This window comes from Pseudomonas sp. CFBP 8771, assembly GCF_014841695.1.
Classification (GTDB): Bacteria; Pseudomonadota; Gammaproteobacteria; order Pseudomonadales; family Pseudomonadaceae; genus Aquipseudomonas; species Aquipseudomonas baltica.
The window spans coordinates 303,090-320,672 of sequence record NZ_JACYUJ010000008.1; the positions used below are offsets into that span (position 1 = coordinate 303,090).

The following is a 17,583-nucleotide window of genomic DNA, read 5'->3' on the forward strand; positions in this document are numbered from 1 at the left end:
GGTTACAACCTTATCGGCAGCCGGCCGCAAAGCTTCAGTGCAACCATTGAAACCAGTCGCACCCTGCCCCATCTAAGCAGCATAGTCATTGACGCAGGTGCCCCATGAGCGACCAGCAGGAATCCAACGAGAATCCGTCCGAAGATCTGGACAACGAGCACATCGAGCACTCGACCCACTCCAGCACCGAGCTGGCCCTGCCTGGGCAGAACCTGCCGGACAAGGTCTACGTCATTCCGATCCACAACCGCCCGTTCTTCCCCGCGCAGGTGCTGCCGGTCATCGTCAACGAAGAGCCCTGGGCGGAAACCCTGGACCTGGTCTCCAACACCGAGCACCACTCGCTGGCGCTGTTCTTCATGGACACCCCGCCCGACGATCATCGCCATTTCGACACTTCCAGCCTGCCGCTGTACGGCACGCTGGTGAAGATCCACCACGCCAGCCGCGAAAACGGCAAGCTGCAATTCGTCGCGCAGGGGCTGTCGCGCGTGCGTATCCGCACCTGGCTCAAGCACCATCGCCCGCCGTATCTGGTAGAAGTCGAATACCCGCAGCAGCCCATCGAGCCCACCGACGAGGTGAAGGCCTACGGCATGGCGCTGATCAACGCCATCAAGGAGCTGCTGCCGCTCAATCCGCTGTACAGCGAAGAGCTGAAGAATTACCTCAACCGTTTCAGCCCCAACGACCCGTCCCCACTGACCGACTTCGCCGCCGCACTCACGTCGGCCACGGGCAACGAGCTGCAGGGCGTGCTCGACTGCGTGCCGATGCTGCGGCGCATGGAAAAAGTCCTGCCGATGCTGCGCAAGGAAGTCGAAGTCGCACGGCTGCAGAAAGAAATTTCCGCCGAAGTGAACAAGAAGATCGGCGAGCACCAGCGTGAGTTCTTCCTCAAGGAACAGCTCAAGGTCATCCAGCAGGAGCTGGGCCTGACCAAGGACGATCGCAGCGCCGACGTCGAGCAGTTCCAGCAGCGTCTGCAGGACAAGACCTTGCCGCCCGCCGCGCAGAAGCGCATCGACGAGGAAATGCAGAAGCTGTCGATCCTGGAAACCGGCTCGCCGGAATACGCCGTCACGCGCAACTATCTGGACTGGGCCACTGCCCTGCCATGGGGTGTGTACGGCAAGGACAAGCTTGACCTCAAGCACGCGCGCAAGGTGCTCGATCAGCACCACGCCGGCCTCGACGATATCAAGACGCGCATCATCGAATTTCTTGCCGTCGGCGCCTACAAGGGTGAGATCAGCGGCTCCATCGTGCTGCTGGTGGGCCCGCCGGGCGTGGGCAAGACCAGCGTCGGCAAGTCCATCGCCGAATCGCTGGGTCGTCCCTTCTATCGCTTCAGCGTCGGCGGCATGCGTGACGAAGCCGAGATCAAGGGCCATCGCCGCACCTACATCGGCGCCCAGCCGGGCAAGCTGGTGCAGGCGCTCAAGGACGTCGAGGTGATGAACCCGGTGATCATGCTCGACGAGATCGACAAGATGGGTCAGAGCTTCCAGGGCGACCCAGCGTCGGCGCTGCTGGAAACCCTGGACCCGGAACAGAACGTCGACTTCCTCGACCACTACCTGGATCTGCGCCTGGACCTGTCCAAGGTGCTGTTCGTATGTACTGCCAACACCCTGGATTCCATCCCCGGCCCGCTGCTCGACCGTATGGAAGTGATCCGCCTGTCCGGGTACATCACCGAAGAGAAAATGGCCATTGCCAAGCGCCATCTGTGGCCCAAGCAACTGGCCAAGGCCGGTGTCGACAAGAACCGCCTGACCATCAGCGACAGTGCGCTGCGCACGGTGATCGAAGGCTATGCCCGCGAGGCCGGCGTGCGCCAGTTGGAAAAACAGCTGGGCAAACTGGTACGCAAAGCGGTGGTGCAGTTGATCGACAAGCCCGACGTGCCGATCAAGCTGGTACCCAAGGACCTCGAAGCTTCCCTGGGCATGCCGGTGTTCCGCAGCGAGCAGGTGCTGTCGGGCAAGGGCGTGATCACCGGCCTGGCCTGGACCAGCATGGGCGGCGCCACCTTGCCGATCGAAGCGACACGTATCCATACGCTGAACCGTGGCTTCAAGCTGACCGGGCAATTGGGCGAGGTGATGAAGGAGTCGGCAGAAATTGCCTACAGCTACGTCAGCTCCAATCTGGCGCAGTTCGGCGCGGACTCCAAATTCTTCGACGAGGCCTTCGTGCACCTGCACGTACCCGAAGGCGCCACGCCCAAGGACGGCCCGAGCGCGGGCGTGACCATGGCCAGCGCGCTGCTGTCCCTGGCCCGCGACCAGGCGCCGAAGAAGGGCGTGGCCATGACCGGCGAGCTGACCTTGACGGGGCATGTGCTGCCGATCGGCGGCGTGCGCGAAAAAGTCATCGCCGCACGGCGGCAGAAGATCATGGAGTTGATCCTGCCCGAGCCAAACCGTGGCAATTTCGAAGAGCTGCCGGATTACCTCAAGCAGGGCATCACCGTGCACTTCGCCAAACGTTTTGCCGACGTCGCCAAGATCCTCTTCTGACCCATCCACCCCCTGTAGCGGCGGCGCAAGCCGCATCAGGGGGGCATTGCGTTCGGTCAGACACACCTCATGTACCGCCGACGCGGCTCGCGCCGCTGCTACAACGGCCCTATCCGCCACACCCCTTGCGCCCTGACGCGGCTCGCGCCGCTGCTACAACGGCCTCATCGCCACACTCCTTTGCGCCCTGACGCGGCTCGCGCCGCTGCTACAACGGCCTCATCCGCCGCACTCCTTGCGCGCTGACGCGGCTCGGGCGGTGGCTACAACGCCCCGAAACAACACGATCCCCTGTAGCAGCGGCGCGAGCCGCGTCCGGCCCCGCCGCCGCCCTACCAGACTCACCGCAATCTTCCCAAACGCGGCTCAGGTGCCTCACTCCTGCACATTCGACGAACTGGGTTATGCTTTCCAGATCCTCGTCCGTTCGGAGCCACCATGTCCGTCGTCCGCCTGATACTGCCCGCCAGCCTTGCCGCGCTTACAGCCTGCGCCCAGCAACCGCTTCACAGCGTCGTGCTGGAAAGTCAGAGCCAATGCCCGGTTTTCCTCAACGTCGACCAGACCGTCACCCTGCAATTGCCGACCAACCCCAGTACCGGCTACCGCTGGCTGGTACAGAATCCGGGCGCGAGCGTTTTGCGCAGCCTCGGGCCAGAGGTCTACAGCCATCCCGAAGAAGCCGGGGTGGTGGGGGCTGCCGGGCAATCCACCTGGCGTTTCCAGGCGCGCACCCCAGGCAAGGGTCATCTGATGCTCGTGCTGCAGCAACCCTGGGCCCCGGAAATCCCCCCAGCCCAAACCTTCAGCTGCGACATCACCGTAAAATAATCCGTAGGAGCGGTCGTCGGCCGCGAAGCAGGCACCGCGGTTCAACTGCTACACCGCGGGGTCCCTTCGCGGCCACAGACCGCTACTACAGGAATCGTCCCCCCCCGTAGGAGCGGTCGTCGGCCGCGAAACGGGCACCTCGGTTCAACTGCTACACCGCGGGGCCCTTCGCGGCCACAGACCGCTCCTACAGGAATCGTCCCCCCCCTAGGAACGGTCGTCGGCCGCGAAACGGGCACCGCGGTTCAACGGCTACACCGCACATCCCACAAAAAATGCACCCCCGCCCTACATCCGCTAAAATGCCGCCCCGATTTCCCGCAACCCGCCTGGATCGCCCCGTGAGCAAAGAGCCCGACCGCCTATTCGCCCAGCCCCTGAGCCAGGTCCCCGACTTCGCCTTCAACGAAGACGTGGTGCGCGTGTTCCCGGACATGATCAAACGCTCGGTCCCCGGCTACCCCACCATCGTCGAAAACATCGGCGTGCTCGCGGCGCAATTCGCCCAGCCCAACACCACACTCTACGACCTGGGCAGCTCCCTGGGCGCCGTCACCCAAGCCTTGCGCCGCCACGTGCGCGCCGAAGGCTGCCAGGTGATCGCCATCGACAACTCCCAGGCGATGGTCGAGCGCTGCCGCGAATACCTCAACGCGCAGAACTCCATGTTTCAGGAACTGCTACCGGTCGACGTCATCGAGGGCGACATCCTGGCCCTGGGCTTCAAGCCCGCGTCGGTTATCGCGCTCAACTTCACCCTGCAGTTCATCCCCCCGGCCCAGCGCCTGGAACTGCTCACCCGCATCCATCAGGCCCTGGTCCCCGGCGGCGCACTGATCCTCTCGGAAAAATTGCGCTTCGAAGACGACCAACAACACGACCTGCTCACCGACCTGCACATCGCCTTCAAACGCGCCAACGGCTACAGCGACCTGGAAATAGCGCAGAAACGCAGCGCCATTGAAAACGTCATGAAGCCCGACAGCCTCGAAGAAAACCGCGACCGCCTGCTCGCCGCCGGCTTCAGCAAGGTCGTGCCCTGGTTCCAATGCCTCAACTTCGCCTCGATGATCGCCCTGCCATGATTGACCTGTCCCCGCTCGTCCGCCGCCTGGCCAATACCCCGCTGGCCAACTGGGCCAACGGCCTGCAAGCCCAGCTCGACACCAAGATGGAAAAAGGCCACGGCGACCTCCAGCGCTGGCAGAGCGCCCTCGACGCCCTGCCCCCGGTAACCGCCTGCAACATAGACTTGGTCAACGGCCTGCGCCTGGACTGCGAAGACAACCCCGCCACCTACGACCAGATGCGCGCCGCTCTAATGGGCCTGTCCCCGTGGCGCAAAGGCCCTTTCGACCTGTTCGGCGTCCACGTCGACACCGAATGGCGCTCGGACTGGAAATGGGACCGCGTCGCCCCCCACCTCGACCTGCGCGGCAAACGCGTACTCGACGTCGGCTGCGGCAACGGCTACTACCAGTGGCGCATGCTCGGCGCCGGTGCCGACAGCGTCATCGGCGTCGACCCCAACTGGCTGTTCTTCTGCCAGTTCCAGGCCGTGCAACGCTACCTGCCAGACCTCCCCGCCTGGCACCTGCCCTTCGCCTTGGAAGACCTGCCCGCCGGGCTGGAAGGCTTCGACACCGTGTTCTCCATGGGCGTGTTCTACCACCGCCGTTCTCCGATCGAGCACTTGTTGGCGCTCAAGGATTGCCTGGTCAAAGGCGGCGAACTGGTCCTGGAAACACTGGTAGTGCCCGGCGACGAGCACCAAGTGCTGGTCCCCGAAGACCGCTACGCGCAGATGCGCAACGTCTGGTTCCTGCCTTCCGTCCCAGCACTGGAACGGTGGGTGCGCCGTGCCGGCTTCACCGACGTGAAATGCGTGGACGTGAGCATCACCACCGTGGCCGAGCAACGCGGCACCGAATGGATGAAATTCCAGTCGCTGAGCGACTTCCTCGACCCCGACGACCACAGCAAAACCGTCGAAGGCCTGCCGGCGCCGATGCGGGCGGTGATCACTGCCCGGAAATAAGCCGTGAGGCTGGAAGGGGTAAATGGACGGTGAAATAAACGCCGTCGCACTTGCCTTCTTGCCGCTCATCGACTCCTTCACAGAACCATAAAAAAACTTGAAACGGTTGCATTTGCTGCAAGCCAAGCAGGGCAAGGTTTTGCGCCCAGCACATCGAGAACCTGGCTGATTTCTAACCAGCTCATTGGGTTTTCAACCCGAACTCAAGCCTATATCCTGTGTCCACTTCTTACCAAAACCACCACATAGGCGATTTTTGGTGCAAACCAGGGCTTTCAGGTCCTGACCGGACGACTGGCATCAAGGTTGTAAGAAATACCCGTTTCGGCGGTTTTTTTGTGTCCTGGCGTGAACACGAGCAGGCAAAAAACCTTATAATCGCCGCCCACTTCAAGGACCTGAGACATGACCCATCGCGACATCGAAGCCGGCACGAGCACCTCGACCGAAGCTTGCACGCGAAGTCAGCGTCTCAGCGCGCTCCAACCGGATCGTTGATAGCCCACGCCAGGGCACCACGCTGAAAAAGCCTGGACCCGGCGACGCAACCCGCACACCAAGCCAGCTTGCGCCACGCAACCTCGGCAATCAGATTTCTAAATTCATCAGCCGCCCACAGCGGCCTCGAGCAGGAGCCTCCCCCATGCTGAGCTGGGACGAATTCGACAAAGAAGACGCAGCCGAACCCGCCAAAGGCGCCAACGCCGGCCACGCCAGCGAAGCTGCGATGGACAAGCTCGACAGCGCCGGCGGCGCCGCCGCCCAAGAAGCCCGCGCCGCCAGCGCCAGCGACTCCGCTGCCGTAGCCCGCGCCAAGGCAGCCCTGAACAAACTCGACATCGCCGAAGGCCTGGCCGAGCTCGAAGGCTCCGCCGCCCGCGTCGCCGTCGACGAAAAGCGCATGATCAACTGCCGCGCCGACCTCAACCAACTCGTACCCTTCAAGTACGACTGGGCTTGGCAGAAGTACCTGGACGGTTGCGCAAACCACTGGATGCCGCAAGAAGTCAACATGAACGCCGACATCGCCCTCTGGAAAAATCCGGAAGGCCTGACCGACGACGAACGCCGCATCGTCATGCGCAACCTGGGCTTCTTCAGCACCGCCGACTCCCTGGTCGCCAACAACCTGGCCCTGGCCGTGTACCGCCTGATCACCAACCCGGAGTGCCGCCAGTACATCCTGCGCCAGGCCTTCGAAGAAGCGATCCACACCCACGCCTACCAGTACTGCATCGAATCCCTGGGCATGGACGAAGGCGAAATCTTCAACATGTACCACGAGATCCCATCGGTCGCTAAAAAAGCCGCCTGGGGCCTCAAGTACACCCGCGCCATCTCCGACCCGGAATTCAACACCGGCACCGTCGAAACCGACAAAGAACTGCTGCGCAACCTGATCGGCTACTACTGCGTACTCGAAGGCATCTTCTTCTACTGCGGCTTCACCCAGATCCTCTCCATGGGCCGCCGCAACAAGATGACCGGCGTCGCCGAGCAGTTCCAATACATCCTGCGCGACGAATCCATGCACCTGAACTTCGGCATCGACGTGATCAACCAGATCAAGATCGAGAACCCACACCTGTGGGACGCCGAACTCAAGGAAGAAGCTTCGCAGATGATTCTGCAAGGCACCCAGCTGGAAATCGAATACGCCCGCGACACCATGCCCCGCGGCGTGCTGGGCATGAACGCGGCGATGATGGAGGACTACCTCAAGTTCATCGCCAACCGTCGCCTGTCGCAGATTGGGTTGAAAGAGGAATACCCAGGGACCACCAACCCGTTCCCTTGGATGAGCGAGATCATGGACTTGAAGAAGGAGAAGAACTTCTTTGAGACGCGGGTTATTGAGTATCAGACGGGTGGGGCTTTGAGCTGGGATTGATGGTTGATTCTGCTTAGCACTGCTAGGAAAAGGCCGCCTTTGGGGCGGCCTTTTTTTGTGCCGGGAATTCAGGGTTTTTTGACCCATCGGCCGCGCAAGATGCTTTTCAGTTCATCGAGAGACAATGGGTACGACATGGTGAAAGTGAATGAAGCCTTTCGAGTGGTCACCATAAACGATTCGAAATCGAAACCAGAAGCTGATCCAGGCCAGTCATCCCCGTCGCAAACCCCGACATGCATACAAGGCAAACACCACGATCAATCCAGCGACCAAACCACTGGCCACTGTGACCCCTTCACTGAAAGCAGCATTAGCCGCTTGAGCCAGCTCCTTCCCTACTTCAGCAGGCAAATCCTGCGCAAGTGAATGAGCACCTCCCAGCGTCGCCGTAAGAGCGTCCGCCTCATCCCCAACCCCCTCGGGCAACACCAGACTTAAGCGATACCATGCTGCCACGGCGCCTCCCACCACTGTCGTCCCCAACACCACCCCGACCTCATACGCCGTCTCACTCACAGACGATGCACTGCCTGCCTTCTCAGCCGGCACGGCGCTCAACACAAGGTCGTTGGAAACGCTGGTAATGGCCGCAACTGCAGCATTCAGCAACACGAAAGCCACTGCCACAATCAGTGCGGTCGCAGTGAACAACGCCATGACTGCAAACGCTCCAGCCGCCACGCATAAACAGGCGGGTATCACGACATTTGTCGCCACCCTTTGCGCGATCGGCACAATGGCGAGGCCCGCGGCCACGGCACAGACTTGACCGGGCACCAGTATCAAGCTTGCAGCAATGGGTGACAGACCCAGAACCAGTTGCAACAGCTGAGTAGCGAAAAAGAGGAACCCGATCAGCGCGCCCAGGCTGACGAGATTGACTGTGATCGACACGCTGAAGGCGTTCGAATCGAACAGCCTCAGGTCGAGCAACGGATCCTCCAGCGCCAGTTGGCGTCGGACAAAAGCGATGCCCATCAAAAGGCCTGTCAGCATGCCCACAATTGCGTAGGTATCCAGACCCACCGTGGCTAGGTGCTTGAGAGACAGCATCACTCCTGTCATAGCACCCAGGCTCAGCAGGATGCTTGGATAGTCGATCGACAACCCGGCCTGCCGTGGAGACTCTTCAATCATGGGTGAAAGCAGCAGGACCGGCAGCAGGAATGGCACTGCCACCAGGAACACCGACTGCCAACTGAAGAACTGAAGCAGCACGCCACCGAGCAGCGGTCCTGCGGCCGCCCCCAATGTCAGGCAGGTCGCCCACGCCGCGACGGCAAGACGCCTTTCTTCTCGGTCATCGAAGGCAGTCCGGATCAGGGCGAGCGTGGCAGGCAGGATCATTGCGCCGAACAGCCCCAAAACTGCGCGACCTGCAATCAAGTGCCAAGCCTGCTGAGAGAACACTATGGCAACCGAGATGATAGCGAAACCCGAGCACCCCACACACAGTAGACGGCGATAGCCCACGCGATCGCCCACGCTGCCCATGGTGATCAAAAGGCCAGCCAAGACTAATGAGTAGGCATCGATTGCCCATAGCTGTTCGGCGGCCGAGGGACCAAGGGCGACCGCAATTTTAGGAAGAGCGAAGTTGAGAATTGTGTTGTCGAGGGTTACGAGCAATACGGGCAGAAGGATCACCAACAGGCTGGCGAGCTTGGAGCGATTGGTAATGATGGACCGCAGCGGGCTTGGGATTTTTGGCATTGATCGGTTCTCCCTGAACGTCAAAGTATGGAGCGCAGGCTTCGCCATTGAGTAGGCGTGAATTGCCCAAGGCAGTCTTGCGGTTTGATTCACACCGTCCTTGGTGTGGGGAGGTCGAACTTACTGACAGATCAGTAGGGTCGCAACTGTTTGACCAATAAGTTTGTGTCAAGATTTACGATGATTGCCCCGCACGCAGTTGGCATCCCTCTGCGGACGATGGATTGCAGCGTATGTGGCTCGGCTTGAACCAGCGCTACAGCTCAGCGTATTGGCGCCGAACTAAACCGCCCCTCCCCCAACGATCGCGCATCATTCCCCCTATCATCCCGCGCATCCAAATCCGCGCCCTTTGCCGCCAACGCCTCGAGAATATCCTTGCGCTGAAACAGCGCCGCATACATTGCTGCCGTCTGCCCCGAGTTGTTACGCTCATCCGTCGCGCAGTCTGCGCCGAGTAGCCGATGGGCGATGCTGACTTCGCCTTTGAAGATCGCCCCCATCAGCGCAGTGTTCCCGCGCTTATCCTGGCTACACGGGTTGGCGCCCGCTGCGAGCAACTGTTCCACGGCATCTTTATGGCCGTGATAAGCCGCCAGAATCAGTGCGGTGTAGCCGCTTTCATCGCGGGTGTCCAGATCATAATGAGCGTCGATGAACGCGCCCAAACGGTCGGTACTGCCCGTGCGTGCGGCTTCAAAGTACAGTGCTCGAAGTTGCTGCCGGGTATCGGCAGGCGGTGTGTCATCGGCCAAGGCGACCGTTGCAACCATCATCGCCGAGCAGATCCAGGGAATGAAATAGCGCATTAGGTTTTGCTCCTGAAGATCACCGACCGTTGTTGCACGGTCGGTGATCGATACATCAGTCCTGCAGCTTGGCGGCCAACTGCTTGACCTTCTCCAAGTCGCCTTTGGCAACTTTGGTCACGCCTGTGCCATAGGCCGGATCGGCTTTGTACAGATACGACAGCATGATGTTCTTGCTCTCGGTATCAGTGTCAGCCAGGGAACCGCCGAAGCTGTTGATCAGGTCCTGCTGCTCCTTGGGCGAATAGGAGCGGTACAAGTCGCCCGCTTGTTTGAAATTCTGCTCGCGCTGAATCTTCGCCTGTTGGGTAGTACCGCTCAAAGCCGTTTGGCTATAACGCGCACTGTCGTCACTTGGGCGCGGCGCAAGGCGGCTCGGCTCGTAGTTCACCCCACCGGTGGTATGACCGCTGTTCAAGGCGCCATCCTGGTTACCGTTGTTGACGGCCACGCGAGGACGGTTGATCGGCAGGCTCATGCCGTTGGCGCCCAGGCGGTACATCTGGGTATCGGCATACGAGAACACACGGCCTTGCAGCAGACGGTCTTCCGACGGTTCGATACCCGGCACCACGTTGGACGGTGCCATGGCAACCTGCTCGGTTTCCTGGAAGAAGTTGTCGACGTTCTTGTTCAGCACCATCTGCCCGATCTTCTGCTCCGGCACGTCTGGCCAGATCTTGGTCGCGTCCAGCGGGTCGAACGCAAACTTGGCCAGGTCTTCAGGCTTGAGCACCTGGATGTACAAGTCCCACTTGGGGAAATCGCCCTTGTTGATTGCGCTGACCAAGTCATGGGTCATGTGCGCGTAGTCTTTGCCCTGGGTTTGCACAACCTGATCCGGGTCCAGATTCTTCAGACCTTGCAGGCTCTTCCAGTGAAACTTCACGTAGTGCACTTCGCCCTTGTCGTTGACGAACTTGTAGGCGTGCACGCCATTGCCGTCCATGAAGCGATAACCCGCAGGCGTGCCTTCATTGGAATACAGCAGCGTGAGGGTACGCGTCGCTTCCGGCACGTGGGAGAAGAAATCGAAACGACGGGAGTCGTCGTCGAGGTTGGTGCGCGGATCGGGTTTGAACGCGTGCACCATGTCTGGAAACTTGATCGCGTCACGAATGAAGAAGGTCGGGAAGTTATTGCCGACCAGATCCCAGTTGCCGTCCGCCGTATAGAACTTGGTCGCGAAACCACGTGGGTCGCGCAGCGTTTCCGGCGAGTGGTTGCCGTGGACGACCGACGAGAAGCGCACGAACACCGGTGTGTGGGTTCCTGGCGTGAACACCTTGGCCTTGGTCAACTCACTGATGTTGCTGGACGCGACGAACTCGCCATGTACGCCGGTGCCACGGGCATGCACTACGCGCTCCGGAATGCGTTCGCGGTCGAAGCGCTGCAGTTTCTGTAACAGCTGAACGTCTTGAAGCAGCGCCGGCCCGTTGGGTCCGGCCGTCTGTGAATTCTGATTGTCACCAACGGCGGCACCGTTGTCGCGGGTCAAGGTGTCGGCAAAAGCGGATGACGAAAATATGCCGATGGCCAATGCCGTGACCGCATACCCTGATAAGGTTATGATTTTCATAGTGAATCCCTCACGCTTCTTATGTTATGAAGAAACCCCGAGGGTAACGGCAGCCACCAGCGTGGCTAAATTGGAAGAGCCTATCGGCCCGATAGGCAAAGATGCCTGCCGGTGTTATCGGACAGACCTGTACCCCTGATCCGGTACTGCCTAAGCCCGCAACCCATCCTCCGGCACGAATATCCAACCCTCCACCGGATCGATATCCGCCATCGGTTGAGACAGCCACTGCGGCCTGTGCTCGAACGCCCACGCCAGCAGCGCGCAGGTCAGCGCATCCTGTGCATCGACATGTTCGAACCCCGGCACGAAACTTCGCGGCACACTCGCCTCCTCGACATGGAAAGGCACTCGCAAGGCCTCGATACACGCCGAGCGTTTGCATGCCGAGGGATAGGCTTCGATCGCCCGCAGCATCTGCCCGTCCGTCCATACGCCACAGGCTTCACGAATGGGTGCGAATCGCCCCAGCACATGCATGCCCTTGGTCGCCTGGCTTCCGATCATGTCCTTGATCGGCGACAGCGGATAAAGCCCGCGTTCGAACAGGAAATGCTCGGTGCGGCGGTGCAGGTAGGGATTGCTGGATGATTCGCCAACGGTGGGCACGGCGATGCCGCGGGTAATGAGGTCTATGAAAGGCCTGGAGAAGCCGAGCGGAGTGTCGATACCCATGAGCACGCGTGGCGCCTGGTGAAGTGCCGGGTCTATTTCACACAGTCTCAACAGCCCATCAACGAATTGCTCGGTCGAACTTGCTTGGTTGATCGTCCGCCGCAGATTACCCCGCCACGGCTTGCCCACGAGTCGGCGCTCAGCGTCCAACACGACCAAGGCATCGCGGCTCGCCGGGTTTCGATCGCAATTCCACCCGCCTACGTCCCAGCCTACGAACAGTGTGGTGGGGTTTGGGTAAGTCATGGTGAACACTCACGTAAGTAGATTCGAATTGCTATCGGGCATACGCGTAGCACGGCGCTTCGCAGCACGTTCCTCATACGGAACATGAGACGCAACGTTAAGGCAGTTTCCTCAACCCTCCACCTGCGCCAACGCATGTGCCCGGCAGGTTTCCAGGATCTCGTCAGCCAGCGCGGAGTCATCCGGACAGGCTCTGGAAAGCATCAATGCGCCGACCAGATGCGCCAGTGCGTTGATTCGTTCGGCCCGCGCGCTCTGCTGCGTGAGCTTGTCTGCATCGGGGTCAACGGGCGTCGCGTTGGCCAACAGCCGTTCCATTCCCTGCGCGAACACCGCTTTGATCTCTTCGGGCTGCCGTGCGGCATCGGCCGACAATGCGGCAAGGGTACAGCCATCACCAGGTGCGTCGCGGTGCTCGCGCGACAGGTAGCGCCCGATCAGCGTTGCACGTTCCGCCTCACCGGTACTGGCTTCCATCTGTGCGAAACCACACGCCGCCGCCTCGCTCATGAGGTCTGCCTTGGAGCGAAAATGCTTGTAGAAACCACCGTGGGTAAAGCCAGCAGCTGCCATCAGATCAGCCACGCTCACGCCGTCGTAACCCCGTTCGCGAAACAAGGTGGCGGCGGTTTCAACGATGTGCGCACGGTTGGCCTGCGCCTGTGCCTTGGAGACTTTCATGCCGGTGCCTGTGAAATAGAACCAGGGACAAGCATACATTGATGTTGATCAACATCAAAACGCTTGACCGTTTAGATTTCGATCATCATCATAAAACCGTCACTGCCCATCCTTGCCGCGCGTCTCTCCCAGGAATGAATCCCCATGAGCAATCTCCCTACAGTACTGATCACCGGCGCCTCCAGCGGCATCGGCGCTACCTACGCACGACGCTTCGCCAGTCGTGGCCACGCGCTGGTACTGGTAGCGCGCAATCGCGAACGCCTGGACGTCCTGGCTGCACAGTTATGCGAAGAAAGCGGCGTGAACGTCGATGTCATCCAGGCGGACCTCACCCGCGCTGAAGACCTTGCGCAAGTAGAACGACGCTTGACCGAAGATGCCAGCATCGGTGTCTTGATCAACAATGCCGGCGTAGGCCAGTCAGGCGGCTTTTTGCAACAGCGCGTCACTGCTCTCGACAGCCTGCTGGCGCTGAACGTCACCGCAGTGACCCGCTTGGCGGCAGCCATCGCTCCGCGCCTGACTCAAGCGGGCGCTGGAAGTATCGTCAACGTCGGCTCGGTCGTAGGGCTCGCCCCGGAAATGCAAATGACCGTCTACGGCGCCACCAAAGCCTTCGTATTGTTCCTGTCCCAGGGCCTGCAGGCGGAACTGGGCCCTAAGGGCGTCTACGTGCAAGCCGTACTGCCCGCAACCACCCGCACCGAGATCTGGCAGCACTCCGGGATCGATATTGCAACCTTGCCGGAAATCATGGAGGTGGATGATCTGGTAAACGCCGCCTTGGTGGGCTACGACCGTCGCGAGCTTGTGACCATTCCACCGCTGCACGTGGCCGAGCGTTGGGAGGCGTTGGAAGGTACTCGTCGCCTTCTGCTTTCGGATCTACGCCAGGCAAGTCCAGCCGAGCGCTACCTGACTTCTGCCCCTGTCGGGCAATAACCCATGAAAGCCTTTGTCATCGATCGTTACGGCAAACGTGTCATCGGCCGGATAGCTGACATGCCAGAGCCCACCTTGGCGGCCGACGATGTCCTGGTGCAGGTACACGCGGCGGGCGTCAATGCGCTGGACGTCAAGATTCGCAGCGGCGAGTTCAGGCTCATCCTGCCCTACACCCTGCCGCTGATACTGGGCAATGATGTGGCAGGCACGGTGCTCGAAGTGGGCACGAACGTAACCCGCTTCAAACCGGGCGACGATGTGTTCGCCCGGGTCCATCAAACGCGTATCGGCACGTTCGCCGAACGCATTGCCATCAATCAAACCTGTGTGGCCAACAAACCCGTCAATCTGACCATGGTCCAGGCGGCCTCGCTGCCCCTGGTGGCATTGACTGCCTGGCAAGTACTGGTTGAAACCGCAAAACTCACACCCGGCCAGAAGGTTCTGATTCACGCAGGATCCGGCGGTGTGGGCACGGTGGCGATACAGCTCGCCAAACACCTGGGTGCTTATGTCGCCGCTACCACCAGTACGGCCAATGTCGAGTGGGTGAAGGCCCTCGGCGCTGACCAGGTGATCGACTACACGACTCAGCACTTCGTCGAGCAGTTGCACGATTACGACATTGTGCTCAATAGCTTGGGTCCAGACGTACTGGGCAAGTCAGTGGAGGTCTTGAAGCGGGGCGGCCGACTGATCTCGATCTCAGGCCCACCGACCGTGGAATTCGCTACCAGGCAGGGACTCGGCTGGACCTTGACGCAAGTCCTGCGCGTGTTGAGTTCGCGCATTCGCAGCCAGGTGAGGCAGCGGGGCATGTCCTATGATTTCGTGTTCATGCGTGCGGACGGAGGTCAGCTCGGGGAGATAGCTTCACTCATTGAAGCCGGTGTCATCACGCCCGTGGTCGAGAAGGTCTATCCCTTCGAGGCCACTGCAGATGCCCTCGCCCATGTTCAAAGCGGCCGCGCAAAGGGGAAAGTGGTAATCGAGCTACGGCGTTCCTAGCACCGTGTGGATCAAGTTGCGCATGGATGAAGTTTTTCACAGTCAACGATTTGCATATGGACCCATCAGGTACAACCGCTTAGGCTGACTCGTACCCATCCCGGTGCATTGGCCGGGCCGGGTTCGATGCTTCTCATCTCATTCAAAGGACTTGAAATCCGTGAAAGCGCTAATCGTCATCGATGTACAACAAGGCCTGTTCCAGGCAGACCCAGCTCCCGCCTTCGCCGCTGAAGTAATAGCGCGCATCAACACACTGACGGCATGTGCCAGAGCTGAAAACGTTCCGGTGATCTTCGTTCAGCATGAACTTGCCAATGGCGAGTTTCTGGTGCGCGGCAGTGACAGCTGGAAAGTCGACCATCGGCTTGTGACAGCCGACACCGATCACTAAGTCAACAAGACCACGCCCGACTCTTTCCTCAGGACCGATCTTCAGCCGCTATTGCAGCAAGCCGATATTTCTCACCTGGTAGTGTGCGGCTATGCGACCGAGTTCTGCGTGGACACGACGGTCCGTCGTGGCGCAGGCCTGGGTTACGAAATCACATTGGTGAGCGACGCCCATACCACCCAGTCCAAGGCGCATGCCGATGCGGCGCAGATCATCGCTCACCATACCGCCACGCTGCCGAGCATCAAAAGCTTCGGTGTACGCATCCAGGCGCAGGAAACCGCAGCGGTCGATTTCGCCGGCTGACTGTGGGCACGTCTGCTGCCTTGGGTAAATAACTCGATCGCAGCCTAGCGTGACGTCCGTGCATTCAATTCGAATGTACGGATGCGCACAGCATCTGTACGAACCCTTCCCTGACCGGATGTCCATCAGTGCGCTTGTGGGTCAGCAGAAAGTTGTCCACGCTGTCGAACTCGAGTGCGTCACAGACGGCCAGTCCTTCGAGGGCGCGGTGGTTGCAGTAGACGCCTCTGGGAACCACCGCCATGCCTATGCCTTGCGCGACGCACGTCAGAATGCCCCCCCAACTTCCACATACCACCCATTCCACCCCTTGCAATGACTCCTCGCACCAAGCCTGCGCAACAGCGTGAAACGGACAACCTTCAGGCCACGCCAGGACTTTTCTATTGTTCAGATTCAAGGGTCCGTGTTGCAACCACGTCTGCGGATAAACCAGCACCGGTCGATCACCGGGTAATCTGCGACTGACAAGTCTCGGGTTGGCCGTGTCCATCGCCACCACTGCTACATCCAGCTTCCCGTCCAGAACGTGTTCTACGAGTTCTGGCCAGGTATCGGTAACGATCTCCAGGATAACCTGCGGATAGTCCCGCTCGAATGCTGCAGCGATGGCCGCAAGCCGCGTACTGACGAAGGAATCTATACCCCCTATCTTCAAAGTCCCGCCAAATGTTTTACTGTCGTTGAAACAAGACTGTGCCTCGCCAAAGGCCTGCAGTACTTTCTCTGCATGCATAAGCAGGTGTTTACCCGCAGCACTTAGTTCCACGCCCTTATCGCCTCTATTCAACAGGCAACATCCAACTTCGGCTTCCAAAGCCTTCATGCGCGCAGTGACATTCGATGGTACGCAGTGTACGGACTTGGCGGCCTTGACGATACTTCCCGCTTTGTAGATAGCGGTGAGCATGCGCAATTGCGAAATATCCATATACACCTCGAGTGAATCACTGATTCATTTTTTGTTGGTTGTGCGAGTCCCCTTGCCCGTGGATTCTACTGCCAATGCCAAGCTGATACCAAAAACCAAACGGCAACTTCGAAGCACTAGGTTACAAATAAGGAGCTGCGCATGTCAGGTTATTATGAAGAGATCACTAAACTTGCAACCTCCGTGCATCAGCATGGGGCCCTGAACAATGCATTCTATGAGCGCTGGATGGCAGCACCCCTGCCCTTTGACGAACTGGCCCTGTTTGCCAAGAATTATCTGGTAAGAACTTCGCAAACGCCGACGATGATCGCGTTGGCGCTGCTGCACACCGACAACCTGTGCGCACGCGTCGAAATCGCCAAGAACTTGTACTCAGAGTATGGCTACGGCCAGCCGCAGAAAGCCCACATCCATTTGCTGGAGAACTTTCTAACCGATCTACTCAGCCGAGTGGCCGTTGCCTACAAGCCGGTGACCAAGCTGAGTGATGAGTTGATCCTGCCCAGTACCCGTCAATTCATCGAGGAACAGCAAACCCTGTATACCCGTCACCCTGATGAACGAGGCTGCCAGCGCATCCTGGGTACCCTGTTGGCACAGGAGTGGTTGGCGTTCTCCATGCTCACGCGTTTGTACGAAGGCGTGCGGCACTACCAGCACCTCTACGCTTCAAACGACGAGTTCCACGAACACTGCGAGTACTTTTACGTCCATATCGGTAATGCCGAAAAGGACCACAAGATCCAGGCCATTCACGCAGCCACACTCGAATGCCGCAACGACGATGAATTTGCTGCGTTAGCAGATGGCTTCTACGACTTCATGACCCTTACCGAGCAGTACTGGAATGGCATTGCCCATGCCATGGGGTATCGTCCCCGCTAAGGAGAGGCCTACCGACAGCCAGGCGTGAATACCACGCCGGAAAAGACAAAACCCCTACCTGCTTGCGCAGATAGGGGTTTCGGAATTGAATCTTGACGATGACCTACTCTCACA

The 17,583-nt window shown here is 59.8% G+C and carries 14 protein-coding genes and 1 pseudogene; 9 read left to right on the forward strand and 6 right to left on the reverse strand.

The window, feature by feature from the left end:
• Positions 1-104 precede the first annotated feature (104 nt).
• The 5 genes from lon (at position 105) to IFT80_RS19755 (ending at position 7,285) form a co-directional block, all read left to right on the forward strand.
• Positions 105-2,525 (forward strand): endopeptidase La, encoded by a 2,421-nt coding sequence (lon, locus tag IFT80_RS19735; RefSeq protein ID WP_122476705.1) that lies wholly within the window; start codon positions 105-107, stop codon positions 2,523-2,525.
• A 438-nt stretch (positions 2,526-2,963) separates the two neighbouring features.
• A complete protein-coding gene (locus IFT80_RS19740) occupies positions 2,964-3,356 on the forward strand; it encodes a protease inhibitor I42 family protein (protein WP_185794224.1) in 393 nt (130 codons plus the stop codon).
• 302 nt (positions 3,357-3,658) lie between these two features.
• Positions 3,659-4,441 carry a carboxy-S-adenosyl-L-methionine synthase CmoA gene (cmoA, locus tag IFT80_RS19745; protein WP_192138137.1) on the forward strand — a complete coding sequence of 261 codons (783 nt, stop codon included), beginning with the start codon at positions 3,659-3,661 and terminating at the stop codon, positions 4,439-4,441.
• Complete coding sequence (cmoB, locus tag IFT80_RS19750) at positions 4,438-5,394, forward strand: tRNA 5-methoxyuridine(34)/uridine 5-oxyacetic acid(34) synthase CmoB (protein WP_192138138.1); 957 nt, start codon at positions 4,438-4,440, stop codon at positions 5,392-5,394. The genes cmoA and cmoB overlap by 4 nt, the downstream gene beginning before the upstream one ends.
• 643 nt (positions 5,395-6,037) lie before the next feature.
• Complete coding sequence (locus IFT80_RS19755; protein ID WP_122476712.1) at positions 6,038-7,285, forward strand: ribonucleotide-diphosphate reductase subunit beta; 1,248 nt, start codon at positions 6,038-6,040, stop codon at positions 7,283-7,285.
• A gap of 213 nt (positions 7,286-7,498) precedes the next feature.
• Here IFT80_RS19755 and IFT80_RS19760 read toward each other — a convergent pair whose 3' ends face one another.
• The 5 genes from IFT80_RS19760 to IFT80_RS19780 form a co-directional block, all read right to left on the reverse strand.
• Positions 7,499-9,001 (reverse strand): MFS transporter, encoded by a 1,503-nt coding sequence (locus IFT80_RS19760; RefSeq protein WP_192138139.1) that lies wholly within the window; start codon positions 8,999-9,001, stop codon positions 7,499-7,501.
• Positions 9,002-9,264: 263 nt separating this feature from the next.
• Positions 9,265-9,810, reverse strand: coding sequence for an ankyrin repeat domain-containing protein (locus tag IFT80_RS19765; RefSeq protein ID WP_192138140.1), 546 nt, complete (start codon positions 9,808-9,810; stop codon positions 9,265-9,267).
• A gap of 55 nt (positions 9,811-9,865) precedes the next feature.
• Positions 9,866-11,392: a catalase KatB gene (katB, locus tag IFT80_RS19770; RefSeq protein ID WP_192138141.1), complete on the reverse strand. Its 1,527-nt coding sequence runs from the start codon at positions 11,390-11,392 to the stop codon at positions 9,866-9,868.
• 150 nt (positions 11,393-11,542) lie between these two features.
• A complete protein-coding gene (locus IFT80_RS19775; protein WP_192138142.1) occupies positions 11,543-12,313 on the reverse strand; it encodes a hypothetical protein in 771 nt (256 codons plus the stop codon).
• Between the two features lie 111 nt (positions 12,314-12,424).
• The gene (locus IFT80_RS19780) at positions 12,425-12,994 is read right to left on the reverse strand and encodes a TetR family transcriptional regulator (RefSeq protein WP_185795488.1); all 570 of its coding nucleotides are present in this window, start codon (positions 12,992-12,994) and stop codon (positions 12,425-12,427) included.
• A gap of 144 nt (positions 12,995-13,138) precedes the next feature.
• Here IFT80_RS19780 and IFT80_RS19785 point away from each other — a divergent pair, with 144 nt between their 5' ends.
• The 3 genes and pseudogenes from IFT80_RS19785 (at position 13,139) to IFT80_RS19795 (ending at position 15,650) form a co-directional block, all read left to right on the forward strand.
• Entirely contained in the window at positions 13,139-13,939 is an 801-nt protein-coding gene (locus IFT80_RS19785; protein ID WP_185795487.1) for an SDR family NAD(P)-dependent oxidoreductase, read from the forward strand.
• A gap of 3 nt (positions 13,940-13,942) precedes the next feature.
• Entirely contained in the window at positions 13,943-14,950 is a 1,008-nt protein-coding gene (locus IFT80_RS19790) for an NADP-dependent oxidoreductase (RefSeq protein ID WP_192138143.1), read from the forward strand.
• A 160-nt stretch (positions 14,951-15,110) separates the two neighbouring features.
• Positions 15,111-15,650: pseudogene (locus IFT80_RS19795) on the forward strand (cysteine hydrolase family protein).
• 64 nt (positions 15,651-15,714) lie between these two features.
• On the opposite strand, the gene IFT80_RS19800 reads toward IFT80_RS19795, so the two are convergent.
• Positions 15,715-16,581 (reverse strand): LysR family transcriptional regulator, encoded by an 867-nt coding sequence (locus IFT80_RS19800; protein WP_192138144.1) that lies wholly within the window; start codon positions 16,579-16,581, stop codon positions 15,715-15,717.
• A gap of 141 nt (positions 16,582-16,722) precedes the next feature.
• Between IFT80_RS19800 and IFT80_RS19805 the strand changes: the two genes are divergently transcribed.
• Positions 16,723-17,469 carry an iron-containing redox enzyme family protein gene (locus IFT80_RS19805; protein ID WP_192138145.1) on the forward strand — a complete coding sequence of 249 codons (747 nt, stop codon included), beginning with the start codon at positions 16,723-16,725 and terminating at the stop codon, positions 17,467-17,469.
• Positions 17,470-17,583 lie beyond the last annotated feature (114 nt).